Source organism: Bradyrhizobium sp. URHC0002, from assembly GCF_054059515.1.
Genome location: NZ_JBSSCF010000001.1, coordinates 147459 through 166958, shown reverse-complemented (window position 1 = coordinate 166958; position 19500 = coordinate 147459). Strand labels below are relative to the sequence as shown.

The following is a 19500-nucleotide window of genomic DNA, read 5'->3' as shown; positions in this document are numbered from 1 at the left end:
TGTAGATGACAGATGAGGCAGGCGATGAAGATCGATGACGTCAGGCGAACCGCCTATTCGATGCCGCTCACCAACCCGTCGTTCCCGCCGGGGCCGTATCGTTTCTTCAACCGTGAATATTTCATCATCACCTATCGCACCGACCCCGATGCGCTTGCCGCTGTCGTACCCGAGCCGCTCGAAGTGGCTGAGCCGGTCGTAAAATACGAATTCATCCGCATGCCTGATTCAACCGGCTTCGGTGACTACACCGAGACCGGCCAGGTGATCCCGGTCCGCTTCAAGGGCGAGGAGGGCGTCTACGTTCATTCGATGTATCTGGACGACGAGGGGCCGATCGCCGGCGGGCGGGAGCTCTGGGGCTTTCCCAAGAAACTGGCTTCACCGAAAATCGTCGTCGAGAGCGACGTGCTGGTCGGCACCTTGCACTACGGCTCGGTGCTGTGCGCTTCCGCCACCATGGGCTACAAGCACCGCCCGGTCGATCACGACGCGGTGCTGAAAGCGATGAAGGCGCCGAACTTCATGCTCAAGATCATTCCGCATGTCGACGGCAGCCATCGGATCTGCGAACTGGTGCGCTATTATCTGGAAGACATCACGCTGAAGGAGGCATGGACCGGCCCTGCGGCGCTCGGCCTTTTCCCGCATGCGCTTTGCGACGTGGCGCGGCTGCCGGTTCGCGAGGTGGTCTCCGCGCTGCATTTCAAGGCGGACCTGACGTTGGGCCTGGGGACGGTGGCGTTCGATTATCTGGCGAAGTGACGCGCGGGATTTTTACCCGTGATCACTGCGCCCCCCTCAGCGTGCAGGCGGTGGAGCAGGTGGTGGTCACGCCGCGCTCGCAGGCGATGCACACCGCGACGCACTGTTTCTTGTCCTTGGGATTGTACTGGCTGTAGAGCTTGCGGGCACAGTTGTCGACCGAGCCCGTGACGTCATTGTTGCTCTCAGGCGTGCACGCGGCCAGCGCCGCGGCCGTCAGGATGATGGCAATAATGACGCGCATGTTGGTCGCTCCAACCGGGAGCCCCTCGCTCAAAACGCTGCGGCGACGGCCGTGAGCCGTCGCAAAAGTTACCCCTCAGGGTCGCGCGATTGAATTAATCGAGTGTTACGACGGGGGCGGGTTCCCGTGGGTAGTTCTACGCCCGGAATCCAGGGGCAGGCTGTGCCCTGCAGCGGCAACCGCCGGGACTCGCCTGCCGCCTCACGCAGCCGGCCTTAACTCGATTTCGACAATGGCCGGCGCAGCGCATCTTGGGCTTGCGCCGGTGCCGCACGGCTACCGCACCAGAACGTTCCTGAACTGCCAGGGGTCCGACGTGTCGATGTCCTCCGGGAACAGTCCCGGCCGGTCGGTGAGCGGCGTCCAGTCGGTGTAAAAGCCTTTCACCGGGCCGAGATACGGCATCTGGATTTCCAGCAGACGATCGAAATCCATCTCGTCGGCTTCGACGATGCCTTCGTTCGGGTTTTCCAGCGCCCACACCATGCCGCCGAGCACGGCGGAGGTCACTTGCAGGCCGGTGGCGTTCTGATAAGGCGCGAGTTTGCGGGTCTCTTCGATGGAGAGCTGCGAGCCGTACCAGTAGGCGTTGTTGTCATGGCCGAACAGCAGCACGCCGAGTTCGTCGATGCCGTCGACGATTTCGTTCTCATCGAGGATGTGGTGCTTTTCCTGCATCTTCGCCGCGCGGCCGAACATTTCATGCAGCGACAGCACGGCATCGTCAGCCGGATGATAGGCATAATGGCAGGTCGGCCGATAGATCGCCTTGCCAGATGGGTCACGCACCGTGAAGTAGTCGGCGATCGAGATCGACTCGTTGTGGGTGACGAGGAAGCCATACTGCGCGCCGCGGGTCGGGCACCAGGTGCGTACGCGCGTGTTGGCGCCGGGCTGCATCAGATAGATGGCGGCGCCGCAGCCGGCTTCGTGGGTACGCGCATTCTCGGGCATCCATTTTTCATGGGTGCCCCAACCGAGTTCGGACGGCTGTACGCCTTCCGACAGGAAACCTTCCACCGACCAGGTGTTGACGAAGACATCAGGTTCTTTCGGCGACTTGGAGCGCTGGGTGTCGCGTTCGGCGATGTGGATGCCTTTGATCCCAGCCTGCCGCATCAGGTCCGCCCATTCGGCCTTGGTCTTCGGCTTGGGGGCATTGAGCTTCAGATCCGCGGCGACATTTAGCAGCGCCTGCTTGACGAAAAACGAGACCATGCCCGGATTGGCGCCGCAGCAGGAGACGGCCGTCGTCGAGCCCGCGGGGCGCGCCTTCTTGGCGGCCAGCGTCGCTTCGCGAAGGGCGTAGTTGGAGCGCGCTTCCGGGCCCTTCGAGGAATCGAAATAGAAGCCGAGCCACGGCTCGTTGACGGTGTCGATATAGAGAGCACCAAGCTCGTTGCAGAGTTCCATGATGTCGGTCGAGCCGGTATCGACCGAGAGATTGACGCAAAAGCCCTGGCCGCCGCCCTCCGTGAGCAGCGGGGTCAGCAACTCGCGATAATTGTCCCTGGTCACGCCCTTCTGGATGAAGCGTACATTGTGCTTCTCGCAATGCGCCTTGCGGCCCTCGTCCTTGGGATCGATCACGGTGACGCGCGACTTGTCATAGTCGAGGTGCCGCTCGATCAGTGGCAACGTGCCTTTGCCGATGGAGCCGAAGCCGACCATGACGATGGGGCCGGTAATCTTGGCGTAGATCTGCGAGGCGGGGCTCATGAGCGGGTCTCCGGAAAAATGCGGTCTGTCGTGAATGTGGGATCAGGCGGTGCGGCGCTTTGCGGTGACTTCGATCTCGACCTTCATCTCGGGTCTTGCGAGACCAACGACGATCAGCAGCGTCGCCGCGGGGCGAATGTCGCCGAGGACTTCGCCACAGACGGCGAAGTGGGCATCCACGTCCTTGGCGTCGGTGACGTAGTAGGTCGCGCGGACAATATCGGCCATCGCGAAGCCGCCCTCTTTCAGGGCGGCCTCGATGGTCCTGAAGCAGTTCCGTGACTGGCTCGTGACATCCGGTGGCATCGTCATGGTGGCGTAGTCATAGCCGGTGGTACCGGCGACGAAGGCGAAGTCGCCGTCAATGACGGCGCGGCTGTAGCCGACAGTCTTCTCAAGGGGCGAGCCGGTGGAAATCAGGCGGCGGGGCATCAGGAACCTCGGTCCAGGCTTGATCGGGGAGCGGGATTGGCGCGGTTTAAGGGCTTTTCCCCGACGCGCGCAACCCCTGGCGGGTTTACCGGGATTGCCGGGTCAGGTCGGATGCTGGGGGCGTGGCCGCGCCCCAGCGACGTACGAAGATGTCCCTGACGATCATGACCGATATCATGATCAGCAGGACCGTCGTGATCGCGCTGCGGACGCGCGAACGCGTACCGTCATACGGTGCGGGAAGGCTCTCCGGCATGGCATCAAGCCACGCGCGGCACGAGCAGTGCCTTCCTGACGCGGCTTGCCCTCGGTTCAGGCAGCGGCCTGCCGGTCGGAGCGATCATCCCCCAGGTGCCGTCGAGCGCGCCTTCGCGGAGTTCGAGGCCGAGCAGCCGGTCGCGCTCGAAGGTGCCCGGCAGCGTCAACTCCGCGGTCTTGGCGGCCGAGAAGCCGAAGCGGGCGTAATAGGGCGCGTCGCCCAGCAGGATTACCGCGCGATGGCCACGCGCCTTCGCCGCCGCGAGCGCGTGGTCCATCAGCGCAGCCCCGACGCCGAGCTGGCGGGAGGATGCCTCCACCGCCAGCGGGCCGAGCATGAGCGCCGGGATGCCCCCGGCGCTGACGTGCCACAACCGCACGGATCCGACCAGGCGGCCCTGGCGCACGGCCGACAAGGCAAGGCCTTCGGCGGGCGCGCGTCCGTCGCGCAGGCGCTGGCAGGTGCGCGTATGGCGGTTGTCGCCAAAGCAGGCATCCAGCAGCGCCTCGCGCGCAGCGACGTCCGAGGCTCGCTCCGCACGGATCGCGAACGGAGCGGCATCGGAGATGAGGGCAGCAGTGGTCTTCCGCAAAGCAGTCATGGCACGTCAGTCCCCGCTCGCAACGGCAAGCTGCCGCGCAAAGCGTTGTCTTGAATTCGCATAGGAAGGGGAGGGAGCCGGCGCACCGGCTCCCGTTATTCAAGCCTCAAACGAGGCTGATCAGATGTGGTAGGTCCGCAGCGGCGGGATGCCGTTGAACGCCACCGACGAGTAGGTCGACGTATAGGCGCCGGTGCCTTCGATCAGCAGCTTGTCGCCGATCTCGAGCGTCACCGGAAGCGGATACGGCATCTTCTCGTACAGTACGTCGGCGCTATCGCAGGTGGGCCCAGCGAGCACGCACGGCGTCATCTCCGCACCGTCATGCGGGGTGCGGATGGCGTAGCGGATCGACTCGTCCATCGTCTCGGCGAGACCGCCGAATTTGCCGATGTCGAGATATACCCAGCGCACCTCGTCCTCGTCGCTCTTCCTGGAGATCAGGACGACTTCGGTCTCGATGATCCCTGCATTTCCGACCATGCCGCGGCCCGGCTCGATGATGGTCTCCGGGATCTGGTTGCCGAAATGCTTGCGCAGCGCACGGAAGATCGACCGGCCGTACTGCACGACCGGAGGAACGTCCTTGAGGTACTTGGTCGGGAAGCCGCCGCCCATGTTAACCATGGACAGGTTGATCCCGCGCTCGGCGCAGTCACGAAACACCGTCGAGGCCATCGACAGGGCACGATCCCACGCCTTCACCTTGCGCTGCTGCGAGCCGACATGGAACGAGATGCCGCACGGCTCCAGGCCCAGACGCTTGGCGAGATCGAGCACCTCGACCGCCATCTCCGGATCGCAACCGAACTTGCGCGACAGCGGCCACTCGGCGCCTGCGCAGTCATAGAGGATGCGGCAGAACACCTTGGCGCCGGGGGCGGCACGGGCGATCTTCTCGACCTCTGCTGCGCAGTCGACCGCGAACAGGCGAATGCCGAGCGCGAAGGCACGCGCGATGTCGCGCTCCTTCTTGATCGTATTGCCATAGGAGATGCGGTCCGGCGTCGCTCCAGCGGACAGCGCCATTTCGATCTCGGCAACGGTCGCCGTGTCGAAGCACGAGCCCATGGAGGCCAAGAGCTGCAGCACTTCCGGCGAAGGGTTCGCCTTCACCGCGTAGAACACGCGGCTGTCCGGCAGGGCCTTCGCGAAGGTCTGGTAGTTGTCGCGCACGACTTCGAGGTCGACCACGAGGCACGGCTCGGTGTCCTGGCCCTCGCTGCGGCGGTTGCGCAGGAATTCCTGAATACGTTCGGTCATAGCACCCTCCAAACGGCCCAGCGACGGGACCCGTTCAAATGTGATCTCGGACATGAGTTTGCTGGCGTTGCCGCACGATGGAGACGCGACAAGGCCTTGAACTCAGACCGAATTGTGCTGCCGTGGATTGGTTGGGAATTTCCCGCCCGCACACCTGGCAATGAAGGACAAGCCTTTTCAGTAGCCCGCGCCGGCGTTGGAATGCCGGTAGAGACCAAAAAAGCCCGATCCGTCGTTGCTTTAAGTCGCGTCCCCCGTTGAGAGCGGGGTGCGCCGGTTCGCCTCCGGCTGCCAGTCACGGTTGCAAAGGATGCAGAGACCTTCAACGGCATCTCTTGAGAGAGATGCTGGCCGCTTATGGAGCGACCCTCGGTTCTTCATCCCTTGGCGGCTGTCCGGCCTCTTGTCCGGATACCTACCGACTGACACACGACCACAGGCACGTGCGAAATTGGGCAAGGCTGGAAATAAGACTTTTGATTCTGCTTCGCAACAATTTTTTTAGGCTGGGGACAAATTTCCCCATGCGTGCTTACAAATTGGTTCTCAGCGCGCGCCGGTGACGACGAATATGAATGGACGTTAAGATTCCTGGGAGATGCGTGAGCGCTTCAGCGCCTGTGCCGCAGCGCTTTCTTGAACGCGCGCGTCAGGCGCGCTTGAAGAACGGCTCGATGCGTTGCGCGGCGCGGATGAACGCCACCATGATCAGCACGCCGATCCCGAACAGCACCGCCTGGAGGATGTGCGCGGCGGTGTCGTCGAGCCCGAACAGGATCGCGAGCGCCCAGCCGCCGGCAAACGCCGCGCCGAACACTTCGGCGCCGATCAGGATCGCCGCCGAGATGACGGTGATGACGCTCGGCCAGACGATCGCGCGGGAGGAGGTGGAAGCGGGCTGTGGGCTCATGGAAAAGGTCCTGTTCAAGGGGCGCAATCTCTCCGAAAAGGGCCCATCTATCAAGCGCAAAAGGCCCAAAAATGCCTCATCGCGTGATATAGATTGCCGCATGTTTTCAAGGAAAAGGCGGGATTTATGATGTCAGAAACCCTGCAGACGGCGGCTGCTCCGGAAGCTGGAGCAAATCCGCTGCTCAAGCCGTGGCAGACGCCGTTCGAGACGCCGCCTTTTGCCGAGATCGAGCCGGCGCACTTCCTGCCCGCCTTCGAGCAGGCCTTTGCCGACCATGCCGCCGAGATCGCGGCGATCAGCCATGATCCCACCCTGCCGGACTTCGCCAACACCATCACGGCGCTGGAGCGCTCCGGCAAGCTGCTCTCCAAGGTCGCAGCCGTGTTCTACGACCTGGTCTCGGCGCACTCCAATCCGGCGATCCTCGAGATCGACAAGGAAGTCTCCTTGCGGATGGCGCGGCACTGGAACCCGATCATGATGAACGCGGTGCTGTTCGGCCGCATCGCGATGCTGCACGAGAAGCGCCCCACGCTCGGCCTGACCGGTGAGCAGATGCGGCTCCTGGAGCGCACCTACACCAATTTCTACCGCGCCGGCGCCGGCCTCGACGAGGTTGCCAAGAAGCGCCGGGCCGAGATCAACGAGCGGCTGGCCCAGCTCGGCACCTCGTTCAGCCACCATCTGCTCGGCGACGAGCAGGACTGGTTCATGGAGCTCGGCGAGGACGATCGCGCCGGCCTTCCCGAGGCCTTCGTCGCCCGCGGCCAGGGCGGATGCGGAAGCGCGGGGCATGGAAGGCAAGGCGATCGTGACGTTGTCGCGCTCGTCCGTGGAGCCGTTCCTGAAGAGCTCCTCCCGCCGCGACCTGCGCGAGAAGGTCTTCAAGGCCTTTACCGCGCGCGGCGACAATGGCAACGCCAACGACAACAACGCCACCATCGTGGAGATCCTTGAGCTCCGCGAGGAGGCCGCCAAGATCATGGGCTTTGCGACCTACGCCGCCTACCGGCTGGAGGATTCCATGGCCAAGACGCCGGAGGCCGTGCGCAGCCTGCTGGAGCGGGTCTGGAAGCCGGCCCGGGCACGGGCGCTGGCCGACCGCGACGCCCTGCAGGCGCTGATCGCGGAGGAGGGCGGCAACTTCACCCTGTCCCCGTGGGACTGGCGCTACTACGCCGAGATCCTCCGCCAGCGCCGCGCCAATTTCGACGACGCCGCGATCAAGCCCTATCTCGTCCTCGACCACATGATCGATGCCGCCTTCGACTGCGCCACCCGCCTGTTCGGGATCACCTTCTCGGAGCGGAAAGACATCCCGGTCTGGCACCCGGACGTCCGGGTCTGGGAGGTCAGGGATGCCGATGGCAAGCACAAGGCGCTGTTCTATGGAGATTACTTCGCCAGGCCTTCGAAGCGCTCCGGCGCCTGGATGACCTCGCTGCGCGACCAGCAGAAGCTCGACGGCGAGATCGCCCCGCTGGTCATCAACGTCTGCAACTTTGCCAGGGGCGCCAATGGCGAGCCGTCGCTGCTGTCGCCGGACGACGCCCGGACCCTGTTCCACGAGTTCGGCCATGGCCTGCACGGCATGCTGTCCAACGTGACCTACCCCTCGTTGTCCGGCACGTCTGTCTTCACCGACTTCGTCGAACTGCCCTCGCAGCTCTACGAGCACTGGCAGGAGCAGCCGCAGGTGCTGCGGCAGTTCGCAAAGCATTACCAGACCGGCGAGCCGCTGCCGGACGACCTGCTGGCCCGCTTCCTCGCCGCCCGCAAGTTCAACCAGGGCTTTGCCACCGTGGAGTTCGTCTCCTCGGCGCTGATCGACCTTGAATTCCACACCCAGCCGGCCGAGGCCAGCCGCGACGTCTCGGCGTTCGAGAAGGCCGAGCTGGAAAAGATCGGGATGCCCGCGGAAATCGCGCTGCGGCACCGGCCCACGCAGTTCGGCCACATCTTCTCCGGCGATCATTATGCGTCCGGATATTACAGCTACATGTGGTCGGAAGTGATGGATGCCGACGCGTTCGGCGCGTTCGAGGAAGCCGGCGACATCTTCGATCCCGCCACCGCCAGGCGACTGCATGACGACATCTATTCGTCGGGCGGCTCGCGCGAGCCCGAGGATGCCTATGTCGCGTTCCGTGGCCGCGAGCCGGAGGCGGACGCGCTGTTGCGGCGTCGGGGCCTGCTCGAAACGCCGGAGGCCGCTTGATCAGCCGACACAGCCTCCACGCGTCGTCCCTGCGAAAGCAGGGACCCATAACCCCCGTCGTTCGTCGTGAGGGAAGGCCTTTGCCACATTACCAGAAAGAAACCGCGCGGCGTACGGGTCCCTGCGTTCGCAGGGACGACGTGCTGCGCGTGCTGTTCGGATTGGTGGGCTTGATCGTCGCGTGGTCGCTCGGCGCCTCGCGCGCCGAAGCGCATCCGCATGTCTGGATCACCGCAAAGAGCGAGGTGGTCTACGCCCCCGACGGCTCGATCACCGGCGTCCGCCACGCCTGGACCTTTGACGAGATGTTCACGACCTACGCGCTTCAGGGTCTCGCGGCCAAGACCAAGGGAGTCTACACCCGCGAAGAGCTGGCGCCGCTGGCGCAGACCAATGTCGAATCGCTGAAGGAGTTCAACTTCTTCACCTTCGCCAAGGCCGACGGCAAGAAGGAGAAGTTTGTCGAGCCGGTCGATTACTTCCTCGAATACAAGGACAATGAGCTGACGCTGCATTTCACCCTGCCGGTCAAGACGCCGTTCAAGGCGAAGCAGACCGCGCTTGAAGTCTTCGACCCATCCTACTTCATCGACTTCAAGTTCGACGACAAGGACCCGATCAAGCTCAACGGCGCGCCTGCCGCCTGCAAGATGCAGTTCCAGCGGCCGACTGACGGCACTGCCAATGCACAACGCCTCAACGAACAGAATTTCATGAACGGCGACAATTCCAACTATGGCGCGATGTACGCCAACAAGATCATGGTTGACTGCCCGTGAGGCGGGCGCCGGCACGCCTTGCGCAAGGCATAACGGTCACGCTTGCCGCGCTTGCGGCCGTCATGGTGTTCGACGCGACCGTGCACGCGTTGATGGCGCAGAATCCGTTCGGCGGGCCGCGCCCGCCGGCCGAGCCGCAGGTCGGCGGCATCATCGGATGGATCCTCGCCAAGCAATCCGAATTCTATCGCGAGATGTCGGCGACCATACGCGCGGCGAAGTCGGATGGCAGCGCGGTCTGGACGCTGCTTGGGATTTCCTTTGCCTACGGCATCTTTCACGCCGCCGGCCCCGGCCACGGCAAGGCGGTGATCTCGTCCTATCTCGTCGCCAACGAGGAAACCGCGCGGCGCGGCATCGCACTGTCGTTCGCCTCGGCCCTGCTGCAGGCGCTGGTGGCGGTCGCGCTGGTTGCGGTCCTCGCCTGGCTGCTCTCCTCCACCGCCAAGACGATGTGCTCCGCGGAGAAAGCAATCGAGATCGCAAGCTATGGCCTGATCGCGGCCTTCGGCGCCCGGCTGGTCTGGACCAAGGGTGGCGGTTTCATGCGCGCGTTGCAGGCGAAGCCGGCGCCGGCGATGGCGGCGGCGCACCATCATCATGATCATGGCCCCCACGATCACGGACATGACCACGGTCATCACCACCACGGTCACGATCATGGCCGTGATCAAGGACATGACCATGGTCATCACCACCATGATCATGCTCACGGCGACGACCATGTTCATGACGAGCATTGCGGCCATTCGCACGGGCCGACGCCGGATCAACTGGCCGGTCCCGGCGGCTGGCAGCGCGGCCTCGGCGCGATCTTCGCCGTCGGCATGCGGCCCTGTTCGGGCGCGATCCTGGTGCTGGTGTTTTCGCTGGCGCAGGGGCTGTTCTGGGCCGGCATCGCCGCGACCTTCGTGATGGGGTTAGGGACCGCGATCACGGTCGCGACCATTGCCGTCGTTGCCGTGTCCGCCAAGGGGCTCGCCCGGCGGGTCAGCGCAGGAAGCGAGGGCGGCGGCACGCTCATCATGCGCGGCATCGAATTCGGTGCGGCCGGGCTCGTGCTGCTGTTCGGCCTCGGTCTGTTGTTCGGCTATCTCGCCGCCGAACGCGCGACGTGTCTCTGATCGCCAGCCACCGACAACGGACATTCGACTGCGAAGTTCAGCATCAAGAGGCCGTGTCGCGATCGATTTTTCGCAACCGGACGAAGGCGGCCCAAGCTTTGGGAAATTCCTCATCCTTCGGATTGATTGCGAGCAGCGCGCGGCAGGCTTCTTTGATCTCGTCAGATGAAGGACGCGAGTTGGAGGCTCCAGAATTCGATTGCTTCCAACGGTCCTCGACATCCTTGGCCAAGGCCATGGCTTGAGCCGTGGTCCGTTTTTGCGCTGGTCTCGCCAGCGGGTGGTCCAAGGGAAACGTCGGCCATGCGGCGGGTGGCTGTTCGCTGCGCCACTCGCTCTCGTTCCCTAGTGCGGCCTTGAATCTCGAATTTGCCTGTTGCTGTCCTGCTAACCCAGGCTTTCCTCCTAACCCGGGCTGGCCTGCCGAACTGAGCTGGCTTGCCATCTGACCAACTTGTTGTTCCAACGTTCCACCGGACGACTTTGCGCCTCCCGCTGACATATCCGGCATCATGGTGGACAGAACCGAGGGATCCGCTGTTGGCATGATCGTTTGAATGGCTTTCGCCATCGAGGCTGTGCCGGGCGTTATCGGCATCTTGCGCCGGGCTACGTCTTCTTCCTCCGAGATTGGGCATCTCCTGAAGGCACCATGCCGATATGCAATCCGACCATCGTCGTCGATACGGGCAAGGTCGGTCGTCACCGTGTAAACGAAGGCGCGGTACTCGACGTAATGGCCGGATTTATCTTTCGCCCTGACGGTGCCGCAAACGTACTCCGCCGCGTTTTCCTCAACCGATCGCAACGCACTGAAATCCGCCGATGCCGGATCGATCAGCAAACGCGTGACTGCAGTGCGAGCTTTCGAGTGCTTCGTTGCGAAGACCATGCCCAGCGAGTAGTCGGGTGTGATCAAAGAAGACCGATACTGAAAGGCATTCATCGCCGCGAATAATGCTGCGCCGATGGCGGCGGAGATGATTGCGGCGGGTACGTTCATATGTGCAGCTCCAAGACCACGCCGCCCGCAACCATCATCATCGCGTAAAGCGTCGCTCCTGCCGTAGAGCCAGCGAGATGACGGCGATTTGACTGCGATGAATCTATAGTTGTAATTTTTTACATTTACGATCTTAAGGTGGGCGACTTAATGAACGGTAAAATAAGGTGTGCAAGCTGAAATGGAACCCTCTGGTTGTGTTGGTTGATGAAAGAAGAAAAGTCCCTGACCCACGAGTCAATGTGAAGCGGCGAGCCCACGATCATCAGAAGAAGGGTCTGCCTTTGACACTTTTTTGGGCCTTCACACGATGCACGACGTGAGTCCGGAATGCGTTTCAAGGCAGACATCGGCCGGCCAATCTGAATTTTTGGGGTTCACGCTCTAATCCGGCCTACGCCTCGGCTTTATGAAACGGATTCCGTGGGATATGCAGGCAGCATTTGAACACGCCAAGGCACAGCCGGAGCCCCGATGTCACGCGAGCAATTCTGGTTCTTTCACCCGTTTCGGGTGCGCTATTCCGAGATCGACGGCCAGGGCGTTGTCTTCAACGCGCATTACCTGACTTATTTCGACACCACCATCACCGAGTATTTCCGCGCGCTCGGCTACGATCAGTATGCCGACGCCAAGCAGACGGGCGAGGATTTCCACGTCGTCAAATCGGTCATCGAATACAAGGCGCCGGTCCGGTTCGACCAGGAGTTGGACGTCGGTGCGCGGGTGGCGCGGATCGGCAATTCGAGCCTCACCTTCGAACTCGCGATCTTCCTGAAGGGCGGCCATGAGGCACTCGTGACTGGCGAGATCGTCTGGGTCAACACCAACCAGCAAACCCATCGCCCGGTCCCGGTATCGAAGGCGATCCGGGAGCGGATCGCTGCGCGGGAGAAGCATCTGGCCTGATCCACGCGTCATTGCGGGAGCAGGAGATGGCGACCGGGCCTGCCCTACACCGGCAAGTATCCCTTGATCGCCGGCAGGAAGAAAATTGCGATGTTGATCGCAAAGCCAATGCTCCAGAGAATCGAGCGCAGCGTCGGGCGATTGCCGAGATAGGTGAAGACATAGGCGATCCGCACGATCAGGAACAGAACCGCGAGCTCGTCGATCAGGTGCTGTGGCGCCAGGCGGAATTCCGCCAGCAGGACGGCGGCCGCAAAGAACGGAAACGCCTCGATGCCGTTCTGGTGGGCGCCGAGCGCGCGGGCACGGATCGCGTCATCGTAGAAGGTGGGATCGCGCGGTCTGGCATTGTCGAAATGGCGATGCCCGCCCCATTTGACCGAGACGATCGTCAGCAAATAGAGCATCAGCGTTCCGAAAACGCACCACTCGGCGATCGTCATGGTTCCTCCCGCCCGCGGCAATCGTACCGAACGGAGGGTTGTCTTGACAAGGATAGTGCAACGCGCGAAGCCATCGAAATCATGACCGCGGTCGCCTCCATTGGACATCCAAAGCCGGCATCGGCAGCCCTGCCGCAACGCGTCGGCGTGCTGCTGGTCAATCTCGGCACCCCCGATACATCGGACGCCCGGGGCGTGCGTGTCTACCTCAAGGAATTTCTCTCCGACCCGCGTGTGATCGAGGATCAGGGCCTGCTCTGGAAGCTGATCCTCAACGGCATTATTCTGCGCGTGCGTCCGTCCCGCAAGGCGCGCGACTACCAGAAGATCTGGAACACCGAGCGAGACGAATCCCCGCTCAAGACGATCACCCGTGCGCAGGCCGAGAAGCTCGCGGAGGCGATCGCCGATCACGACCACGTCGTGGTCGATTGGGCGATGCGCTACGGCAACCCGTCGATCCGCTCGCGCATCGATGCGCTGACCGCGCAGGGCTGCGACCGGTTGCTGGTCGTGCCGCTCTATCCCCAATATTCCGCGGCGACGTCGGCGACCGTCTGCGACGAAGTGTTTCGCGTTTTGGCCGACATGCGCGCGCAGCCGACGCTGCGGGTGAGCCCGCCTTATTACGACGATCCTGATTATATCGAGGCGCTCGCGGTCTCGATCAAGGCGCATCTGGCGACCTTGCCGTTTCAGCCTGAACTGATCGTGGCGTCGTTTCACGGCATGCCGCAGAAATATGTCGACAAGGGCGATCCCTACCAGGCGCAGTGCGTTGCAACAACGGACGCGCTTCGCAAGCGCATGGGCCTTGATGCCGCAAAACTGATCCTTACATTTCAATCGCGCTTCGGCTTCGACGAGTGGCTGCAGCCCTATACGGACAAGACCATCGAAAAACTTGCGAAAGACGGTGTGAAACGCATTGCCGTCGTGACCCCCGGCTTCTCCGCCGATTGCCTGGAGACGCTGGAGGAGATCGCGCAGGAAAATGCCGAAATCTTCAAGCACAATGGCGGCGAGCAATTTTCCGCCATTCCGTGCCTCAACGATAGCGATCCCGGCATGGACGTCATCCGCCAGCTTGTTTTGCGCGAGCTTCAAGGCTGGATATAGCTGCCTGAAAATTTTTAGATACCTTGCCGCCGTTCGGGCCTTGCGAAGATCTGGTGGCCGCAAAGCCGTTCCCTAGCTATATAACGATAAACTGAGAATAGCCGGTCGAACCGGCGACGCGGCCTTGCCGACTCATGATGAGAGACCGCGTCCGGCAACGCTCACCTTGCCGGCTTTGGAGGACTTTATGACTGGTTTCGACATTTTCGCGATCGCCTTTGTTCTGCTCGTCATTGTGACGCTGTTTGCGGGCGTCAAGACGGTGCCGCAGGGCTATGACTGGACCATCGAGCGGTTCGGCAAATATACGCGCACGTTAGCGCCTGGGTTGAATCTCATCATTCCCTATTTCGATCGCGTCGGCCGCAAGATGAACATGATGGAGCAGGTGATCAACATTCCCGAGCAGGAGGTGATCACCAAGGACAATGCCACCGTGACGGTGGACGGCGTCGCGTTCTTCCAGGTGTTCGATGCTGCGAAGGCGAGCTACGAGGTTGCCAATCTCGAGCAGGCGATCATCGTCCTGACCATGACCAACATCCGTTCGGTGATGGGTTCGATGGATCTCGACCAGGTGCTGTCGCATCGCGACGAGATCAACGAGCGGCTGCTGCGTGTGGTCGACGCCGCAGTGTCGCCGTGGGGCCTGAAGGTCAACCGCATCGAGATCAAGGACATCGTGCCGCCGGCCGATCTGGTCGAGGCGATGGGCCGGCAGATGAAGGCCGAGCGCGTCAAGCGCGCCGACATCCTGCAGGCCGAAGGCCAGCGCCAGTCGGAAATCCTGCGCGCGGAAGGCGCCAAGCAGGGCCAGATTTTGCAGGCCGAAGGCCGCAAGGAGGCTGCGTTCCGCGACGCCGAGGCGCGCGAACGTTCCGCGGAGGCCGAGGCCAAGGCGACGCAGATGGTCTCCGAGGCCATCGCCAAGGGCGACGTCGCTGCGCTGAACTATTTTATCGCCGACAAATACATCAAGGCGTTCGGGCAGCTTGCGGATTCGCCGAACCAGAAGATCGTCATGCTGCCGATCGAAGCGATGAGCATTTTGGGATCGCTGGCCGGCATCGGCGAGATCGCCAAGGCGACCTTCGGCGAAAGCGCGGCCTCAGCGGCAGCCGCTGCACGGCGGACGTCTTCGGTGCCGAACACCGGCCCGACGCCGCCGCCAGTCGCGCCGCAGCGGTGAGTATCGATCCCAAAGTTCATTCTCGCTGATTAGAGGTTCGTGTCATGGCCGAGATGTTTTCTACCCTGGGCACCTGGAACTGGCTGATTTTCGGCTTCATCCTGATGGCGCTGGAGCTGCTCGCGCCGGGTGTCTTCATGTTCTGGCTCGGGCTTGCCGCGCTGTTGGTGGGGCTGCTGTCGTTTGCGATCAACCCGTCCTGGCAGACGCAGCTCCTGATGTTTGCGGTGTTCGCGGTAGCCGCCGTGCCGGCGTGGCGGCATTTTGCGCGCAGCGAGAGCAGCCGCAGCCAGAGCAACCCGTTCCTCAACAAGCGGACCGAGGCGCTGATCGGCCGGGAATTCACCCTGGAGAGGCCGATCGTCGACGGGACGGGCACCGTGCGGATCGACGACACGATCTGGCGCGTCGCCGGCCCCGACGCGCCGGCCGGCAGCCGCGTGAGGGTCGTGCAGGCCGATGGCGCGAGCCTGACGGTGGCCGTGGCTTAGCCTGCTGTTCGCTTGTTGCTCCATCGCTCGGCGAAGTGATGCAATGGCAGGAAGCTCTCCATCAGCTCCCGGCCCAGCGGCGTCAGGCGATAGCCGTCGCCCGCCAGGAGTTCGACGAGGCCGGCCTCGCGCAGCTCGGTCAGCCGGGCCTGCATCACGGTCGGCGACGCCTCGTCGCAGGCGGTGCGCAGCGCGCGTGACGTCAGCGGACCGTCGCGAAGCTCCCAGATGATGCGGAGCGTCCAGCGCCGCCCCAGCAGATCGAGCAGGGCCATGATCGGCCGGCCCGTTCTGGAGCCGCGAACGGCAGTTTTCCTGGTGACGGCGGCCGGTTTCGGCATCGAAAGCCCTCTTGCATGTCGCTACAGATAATGTAGCGTTCTGCTACGTTATTTGTAGCACGGGAGCCCGCCGATGTCACAGACCATGCCGCGTATCGCGCCGCTGCAGCCGCCCTATGCACCTGACATTGCCGGGCAGTTCGACCGCATCATGCGCGGCGCGCCGCCGCTGGTGCTGTTTCGCGTCATGGCCAGCAATGCCCGCGCCTGGGAAAAATTCCGCGCCGGTGGCCTGTTGGATCGCGGGCCGCTGTCGTTGCGGGAGCGCGAGATCGTCATCGATCGCACCTGCGCACGAACGGGGTGCGAGTACGAATGGGGCGTGCATGTCACGACGTTCGCCGAAGCGGCGAAACTGACGGAACAACAAGTCCGCGCCACCGTGCATGGCGCCGCCAACGAGGCCTGCTGGTCGGAGGCCGAGCAGGCGCTGATCGCCGCCGTCGATGCGCTGCACGAGCGGGCGACGCTGGGTGAAGCCGAATTCGCTGACCTGTCGGCGCATTATGACGAGGCGCAGATATTCGAGGTCATCCTGCTATGCGGATTCTACCGCACGGTGTCATATCTCGCGAATGGACTGGCGCTGCCGCTGGAGGAGAAGGCGGCACGGTTTCCGAACGTGACGGAGCCGTAGGGTGGGCAAAGCGAAGCGTGCCCACCATCTCGCAGCTCGGGGGCTGATGGTTGGTGGGCACGTCGCTTCGCGCCTTTGCCCACCCTACGAGACCTTCGAACTACGCCACGCCCGCGCGCAAAAAATCGTGCAGGTGCACGATGCCGACCGGCTTGCCGGCATCCGTCACGATCAGCGTCGTGATCTTCGAGGAGTTGAGGATCTCCAGCGCCTCGCCGGCCAGCACGTCGCGATCGATCGTCTTCGGATTTTTGGTCATCACCTCGTCGACGGTGGCGATCATCAGATCGGGCCCCATGTGCATGTGGCGGCGTAGATCGCCGTCGGTGACGATGCCGGCGAGGTGTCCTCTGCTGTCAACGATGCCGACGCAGCCAAAGCCCTTCGACGTCATCTCGACCAGCGCGTCGGACATTTTGGTCCCCAGCGGTTTCAGCGGCACCGCGTCGCCGGAATGCATGAGGTCGCGGGTGTATTTCAGCAGCGCGCCGAGCTTGCCGCCCGGATGCAGCACGCTGAAATCGATGGACGTAAAGCCGCGGCCTTCCAAGAGCGCGATCGCCAGCGCATCGCCGAGCGCCAGCATCATCAGCGAGGAGGTGGTGGGGGCGAGATTATGCGGGCAGGCCTCGCGCGCCTTGGGCAGCGTCAGCGCGACGTCGGCCGCCTTCGCTAGCGAGGATTCCCGCTCCGAGGTCATCGCGATCACGGCAATCCGGAACCGTGCGGCGTAACTGATCAGGTTCTTCATCTCCGGCTGCTCGCCGGACCATGACAGCGCCAGGATGACGTCCTCGGCCGTGATCATGCCGAGGTCGCCATGGCTGGCTTCCGCGGCATGGACGAAGAAGGCGGGGGTGCCGGTGGAGGCAAAGGTCGCGGCAATCTTGCGGCCGATATGGCCCGACTTGCCGAGCCCGGTGACGATCAGCCGTCCCTTGGCATTCCGGATCAGGTCGGCGGCGGCGACGAACGGCGCCCGCAGATCGGATTGCAGCGCCGCTGACAAGGCGGCGATCCCGCCGCCCTCGGCATCGAGCGTGCGCAGGGCCGACTGGACGGCAGCGTCAGCGGGTTCGGTGCCGGATGATTTTGCCATCAGCGGGTTCGGATTAGCCATGTCGGTTTCCAGGGAGAGGGGCGTTGCCCCCGAGCCCTTCCTTAGCATGGCCCGTCCCGCGATGCGACGCGCGCGGCGCGGCTCTCAACGGCTCATTAACCATAATTGTTTTAACTCCATTAACGACGTGATCCTGCGGGCGCTTGGGGCGTACCAATCAAGTATCTGTTTTTGTTGGAGTATTTATTGTCGTGATGGCGGGGCCAGCAATGGGCCGGAACAGCCGCGCGCGCGTCTTTCGCGCAGCCTTGCCGTGCCTTGCGCTGATGGCGCTGTTGGGAACCGCAGCGAGAGCGCAGACCGTCACGCCGGACCTGTTCAGCTCAACGCGCACCAGCCAGGTCACGTCGCCGGATTCGCCGCTGCGCCGGACCGCGGCAGAGGTGAACGATCCGCTCAATAGTCCGAAGCTGCAGGAGCGTGACCAGCCCGCGCCGTCACGGATCGGGCAGATCCTGAAATACGGTCTGCCGGCCGCGAGTGGCGCTGCCGATTCCGGCTACGACTCGCTCAACCGCAAGCGCAAGAAACCGAAATTCTATCCTGGGCAGGCCAAGCCGAAGCCGCCGGTCGGTCCCGGCAGTCCACCGCCGCCGATTGCCGCGAATACGCGGCTGCGGCTTTCGGTTCCTCCGTCGGAGTCGGCGCACAAAACGCCCATCCCGCCGGCGATGGCGGGCACGGTGGTGGGGCAGCCGGCGCGCAAGCGCCTTCGGATCGACGACGATCCCTTCGGCGCGGTCGGCGATTACGCCGGCAGTTTCCTGATCAAGTCAGCAGTCGAATTCTCGGGCGGCTACGACACCAATCCCGGCCGGCTCGCCGCTGCCCAAGCCAAGCCGTTCTACGTGATCGCGCCGGAATTCGTCGCGTTCTCCGACTGGGAACGTCACGCGCTGGTCGCCGATCTGCGCGGCTCCTTCACCGGCTACACCAGCAATCTCACGCCGAACGCCGATGGTACGGCGCTGTCGGCGCCGCTCGATATCGACCGGCCCAACTTCATCGGCCATGTCGACGGCCGGCTCGATGTCAGCCGCGACACAAGGCTGCTGGCGCAAGGGCGGCTGTTTGTCTCGACCGACAATCCCGGCAGCCCGAACGTGCAGGCGGGCCTTGCCAGATACCCGATCTACACCACGGTCGGCGGCACCGTCGGCGTCGACCAGAGCTTCAACCGGTTGCAGGTTTCCGCCGGCGCCACCGTCGATCGCACTGACTATACCAACTCAAAGCTCACCGACGGCACGTCGAGCACCAACGACGACCGCAACTTCAATCAGTACGGCGGCATCGGCCGCGTCAGCTATGATTTGCGGCCCGGCCTGAAGCCGTTCGTCGAAGTGCAGGGCGACAGCCGCGTGCATGACCTCAGGCTCGACCGCAGCGGATACGCGCGCGATTCCGCTGGCGGTTACGTCAAGGGCGGCACCAGCTTCGAATTCTCGCGGCTCTTGACCGGCGAAATTGCCGTCGGCTACGCCGCGCGCGATTATGTCGATCCGAGGCTGAATCGCTTGGAAGGCCTGCTCGTCTCGTCCTCGCTGGTGTGGACCGCGACGCCGCTGACCACCGCAAAGTTCTATTCCGACACCTCGATCGCAGAGACCACGCTGCCCGGCACGTCGGGCGTGCTGACGCACATCTACACCGTCGAAGTCGACCACGACTTCCGCCGCTGGCTGACCGCGATCGGCAAGTTCACCTGGGGCACGCTCGACTACCAGGGCGACAACCGCAAGGACAGGATCTACACGGTCTCGGGCGAGGCGATCTACAAGATGAACCGCAACGTCTGGCTCCGGGGCACGCTGCGCCGCGACTGGCTGGATTCGAATCTGCCGGGGAATAGCACGGTGTCGACGGTGGGAATGCTGGGGGTGAGGGTGCAGAATTGAGGGTGCGTTCGCGCTCCACTCGTCATGCCCCGC

General features: G+C 63.4%; 20 protein-coding genes and 1 pseudogene. 10 read left to right on the top strand and 11 right to left on the bottom strand.

What is annotated here, in order from left to right:
• Positions 1-24 precede the first annotated feature (24 nt).
• Entirely contained in the window at positions 25-765 is a 741-nt protein-coding gene (locus tag ACVWVY_RS00785) for an acetoacetate decarboxylase (RefSeq protein ID WP_456624610.1), read from the top strand.
• 22 nt (positions 766-787) lie between these two features.
• Here ACVWVY_RS00785 and ACVWVY_RS00780 read toward each other — a convergent pair whose 3' ends face one another.
• The 7 genes from ACVWVY_RS00780 to ACVWVY_RS00750 form a co-directional block, all read right to left on the bottom strand.
• Positions 788-1009 carry a hypothetical protein gene (locus tag ACVWVY_RS00780; RefSeq protein WP_456624609.1) on the bottom strand — a complete coding sequence of 74 codons (222 nt, stop codon included), beginning with the start codon at positions 1007-1009 and terminating at the stop codon, positions 788-790.
• A 276-nt stretch (positions 1010-1285) separates the two neighbouring features.
• Positions 1286-2728: a homospermidine synthase gene (locus ACVWVY_RS00775; RefSeq protein WP_456624608.1), complete on the bottom strand. Its 1443-nt coding sequence runs from the start codon at positions 2726-2728 to the stop codon at positions 1286-1288.
• Between the two features lie 42 nt (positions 2729-2770).
• Entirely contained in the window at positions 2771-3160 is a 390-nt protein-coding gene (locus ACVWVY_RS00770; protein ID WP_456624607.1) for a RidA family protein, read from the bottom strand.
• A gap of 85 nt (positions 3161-3245) precedes the next feature.
• On the bottom strand, positions 3246-3416 hold the full coding sequence (locus ACVWVY_RS00765) for a hypothetical protein (protein WP_456624606.1): 171 nt from the start codon (positions 3414-3416) through the stop codon (positions 3246-3248).
• Between the two features lie 4 nt (positions 3417-3420).
• Positions 3421-4020, bottom strand: a complete 600-nt coding sequence (locus ACVWVY_RS00760; RefSeq protein WP_456624605.1) for a GNAT family N-acetyltransferase — start codon at positions 4018-4020, stop codon at positions 3421-3423.
• Between the two features lie 120 nt (positions 4021-4140).
• On the bottom strand, positions 4141-5283 hold the full coding sequence (locus tag ACVWVY_RS00755; RefSeq protein WP_456624604.1) for a type III PLP-dependent enzyme: 1143 nt from the start codon (positions 5281-5283) through the stop codon (positions 4141-4143).
• Between the two features lie 649 nt (positions 5284-5932).
• The gene (locus ACVWVY_RS00750; RefSeq protein ID WP_108521008.1) at positions 5933-6193 is read right to left on the bottom strand and encodes a hypothetical protein; all 261 of its coding nucleotides are present in this window, start codon (positions 6191-6193) and stop codon (positions 5933-5935) included.
• A 129-nt stretch (positions 6194-6322) separates the two neighbouring features.
• Here ACVWVY_RS00750 and ACVWVY_RS00745 point away from each other — a divergent pair.
• The 3 genes and pseudogenes from ACVWVY_RS00745 to ACVWVY_RS00735 all read left to right on the top strand — a co-directional run bounded on the left by ACVWVY_RS00745 (position 6323) and on the right by ACVWVY_RS00735 (position 10317).
• Positions 6323-8414: pseudogene (locus tag ACVWVY_RS00745) on the top strand (M3 family metallopeptidase).
• Between the two features lie 143 nt (positions 8415-8557).
• Complete coding sequence (locus ACVWVY_RS00740; RefSeq protein ID WP_456632057.1) at positions 8558-9193, top strand: DUF1007 family protein; 636 nt, start codon at positions 8558-8560, stop codon at positions 9191-9193.
• A gap of 62 nt (positions 9194-9255) precedes the next feature.
• Positions 9256-10317, top strand: coding sequence for a nickel/cobalt transporter (locus ACVWVY_RS00735; RefSeq protein WP_456632056.1), 1062 nt, complete (start codon positions 9256-9258; stop codon positions 10315-10317).
• Positions 10318-10360: 43 nt separating this feature from the next.
• Here ACVWVY_RS00735 and ACVWVY_RS00730 read toward each other — a convergent pair whose 3' ends face one another.
• On the bottom strand, positions 10361-11320 hold the full coding sequence (locus tag ACVWVY_RS00730; protein ID WP_456624603.1) for a hypothetical protein: 960 nt from the start codon (positions 11318-11320) through the stop codon (positions 10361-10363).
• A gap of 474 nt (positions 11321-11794) precedes the next feature.
• Between ACVWVY_RS00730 and ACVWVY_RS00725 the strand changes: the two genes are divergently transcribed.
• Positions 11795-12229, top strand: coding sequence for an acyl-CoA thioesterase (locus tag ACVWVY_RS00725; protein WP_456624602.1), 435 nt, complete (start codon positions 11795-11797; stop codon positions 12227-12229).
• Positions 12230-12273: 44 nt separating this feature from the next.
• Here the strand turns inward: ACVWVY_RS00725 and ACVWVY_RS00720 are convergent, their stop codons facing one another.
• Complete coding sequence (locus tag ACVWVY_RS00720; protein ID WP_456624601.1) at positions 12274-12672, bottom strand: MAPEG family protein; 399 nt, start codon at positions 12670-12672, stop codon at positions 12274-12276.
• 81 nt (positions 12673-12753) lie between these two features.
• Between ACVWVY_RS00720 and hemH the strand changes: the two genes are divergently transcribed.
• The 3 genes from hemH to ACVWVY_RS00705 all read left to right on the top strand — a co-directional run bounded on the left by hemH (position 12754) and on the right by ACVWVY_RS00705 (position 15471).
• Positions 12754-13791 carry a ferrochelatase gene (gene hemH, locus ACVWVY_RS00715; RefSeq protein WP_456624600.1) on the top strand — a complete coding sequence of 346 codons (1038 nt, stop codon included), beginning with the start codon at positions 12754-12756 and terminating at the stop codon, positions 13789-13791.
• A 187-nt stretch (positions 13792-13978) separates the two neighbouring features.
• On the top strand, positions 13979-14980 hold the full coding sequence (locus ACVWVY_RS00710) for an SPFH domain-containing protein (protein WP_456624599.1): 1002 nt from the start codon (positions 13979-13981) through the stop codon (positions 14978-14980).
• Between the two features lie 44 nt (positions 14981-15024).
• Entirely contained in the window at positions 15025-15471 is a 447-nt protein-coding gene (locus ACVWVY_RS00705) for an NfeD family protein (RefSeq protein ID WP_456624598.1), read from the top strand.
• Here the strand turns inward: ACVWVY_RS00705 and ACVWVY_RS00700 are convergent.
• Positions 15468-15812: a winged helix-turn-helix transcriptional regulator gene (locus ACVWVY_RS00700; protein WP_456624597.1), complete on the bottom strand. Its 345-nt coding sequence runs from the start codon at positions 15810-15812 to the stop codon at positions 15468-15470. The two genes, ACVWVY_RS00705 and ACVWVY_RS00700, sit on opposite strands and share 4 nt — an antisense overlap.
• A 73-nt stretch (positions 15813-15885) precedes the next feature.
• Between ACVWVY_RS00700 and ACVWVY_RS00695 the strand changes: the two genes are divergently transcribed.
• Positions 15886-16449, top strand: a complete 564-nt coding sequence (locus ACVWVY_RS00695; RefSeq protein ID WP_456624596.1) for a carboxymuconolactone decarboxylase family protein — start codon at positions 15886-15888, stop codon at positions 16447-16449.
• A 100-nt stretch (positions 16450-16549) separates the two neighbouring features.
• Here the strand turns inward: ACVWVY_RS00695 and ACVWVY_RS00690 are convergent, their stop codons facing one another.
• Complete coding sequence (locus ACVWVY_RS00690) at positions 16550-17569, bottom strand: KpsF/GutQ family sugar-phosphate isomerase (protein WP_456624595.1); 1020 nt, start codon at positions 17567-17569, stop codon at positions 16550-16552.
• A 209-nt stretch (positions 17570-17778) separates the two neighbouring features.
• On the opposite strand from ACVWVY_RS00690, the gene ACVWVY_RS00685 reads away from it, so the two are divergent.
• Positions 17779-19467 (top strand): outer membrane beta-barrel protein, encoded by a 1689-nt coding sequence (locus ACVWVY_RS00685; RefSeq protein WP_456624594.1) that lies wholly within the window; start codon positions 17779-17781, stop codon positions 19465-19467.
• Positions 19468-19500: the final 33 nt, after the last annotated feature.

What these genes read in the sequence shown, in the direction of transcription:
- ACVWVY_RS00785 (WP_456624610.1), top strand. Translation starts at nt 25, where the DNA reads ATGAAGATCGATGACGTCAGGCGAACCGCCTATTCGATGCCGCTCACC.
- ACVWVY_RS00780 (WP_456624609.1), bottom strand. Translation starts at nt 1,009, where the DNA reads ATGCGCGTCATTATTGCCATCATCCTGACGGCCGCGGCGCTGGCCGCG.
- ACVWVY_RS00775 (WP_456624608.1), bottom strand. Translation starts at nt 2,728, where the DNA reads ATGAGCCCCGCCTCGCAGATCTACGCCAAGATTACCGGCCCCATCGTC.
- ACVWVY_RS00770 (WP_456624607.1), bottom strand. Translation starts at nt 3,160, where the DNA reads ATGCCCCGCCGCCTGATTTCCACCGGCTCGCCCCTTGAGAAGACTGTC.
- ACVWVY_RS00765 (WP_456624606.1), bottom strand. Translation starts at nt 3,416, where the DNA reads ATGCCGGAGAGCCTTCCCGCACCGTATGACGGTACGCGTTCGCGCGTC.
- ACVWVY_RS00760 (WP_456624605.1), bottom strand. Translation starts at nt 4,020, where the DNA reads ATGACTGCTTTGCGGAAGACCACTGCTGCCCTCATCTCCGATGCCGCT.
- ACVWVY_RS00755 (WP_456624604.1), bottom strand. Translation starts at nt 5,283, where the DNA reads ATGACCGAACGTATTCAGGAATTCCTGCGCAACCGCCGCAGCGAGGGC.
- ACVWVY_RS00750 (WP_108521008.1), bottom strand. Translation starts at nt 6,193, where the DNA reads ATGAGCCCACAGCCCGCTTCCACCTCCTCCCGCGCGATCGTCTGGCCG.
- ACVWVY_RS00735 (WP_456632056.1), top strand. Translation starts at nt 9,256, where the DNA reads ATGGTGTTCGACGCGACCGTGCACGCGTTGATGGCGCAGAATCCGTTC.
- ACVWVY_RS00730 (WP_456624603.1), bottom strand. Translation starts at nt 11,320, where the DNA reads ATGAACGTACCCGCCGCAATCATCTCCGCCGCCATCGGCGCAGCATTA.
- ACVWVY_RS00725 (WP_456624602.1), top strand. Translation starts at nt 11,795, where the DNA reads ATGTCACGCGAGCAATTCTGGTTCTTTCACCCGTTTCGGGTGCGCTAT.
- ACVWVY_RS00720 (WP_456624601.1), bottom strand. Translation starts at nt 12,672, where the DNA reads ATGACGATCGCCGAGTGGTGCGTTTTCGGAACGCTGATGCTCTATTTG.
- hemH (WP_456624600.1), top strand. Translation starts at nt 12,754, where the DNA reads ATGACCGCGGTCGCCTCCATTGGACATCCAAAGCCGGCATCGGCAGCC.
- ACVWVY_RS00710 (WP_456624599.1), top strand. Translation starts at nt 13,979, where the DNA reads ATGACTGGTTTCGACATTTTCGCGATCGCCTTTGTTCTGCTCGTCATT.
- ACVWVY_RS00705 (WP_456624598.1), top strand. Translation starts at nt 15,025, where the DNA reads ATGGCCGAGATGTTTTCTACCCTGGGCACCTGGAACTGGCTGATTTTC.
- ACVWVY_RS00700 (WP_456624597.1), bottom strand. Translation starts at nt 15,812, where the DNA reads ATGCCGAAACCGGCCGCCGTCACCAGGAAAACTGCCGTTCGCGGCTCC.
- ACVWVY_RS00695 (WP_456624596.1), top strand. Translation starts at nt 15,886, where the DNA reads ATGTCACAGACCATGCCGCGTATCGCGCCGCTGCAGCCGCCCTATGCA.
- ACVWVY_RS00690 (WP_456624595.1), bottom strand. Translation starts at nt 17,569, where the DNA reads ATGGCTAATCCGAACCCGCTGATGGCAAAATCATCCGGCACCGAACCC.
- ACVWVY_RS00685 (WP_456624594.1), top strand. Translation starts at nt 17,779, where the DNA reads ATGGGCCGGAACAGCCGCGCGCGCGTCTTTCGCGCAGCCTTGCCGTGC.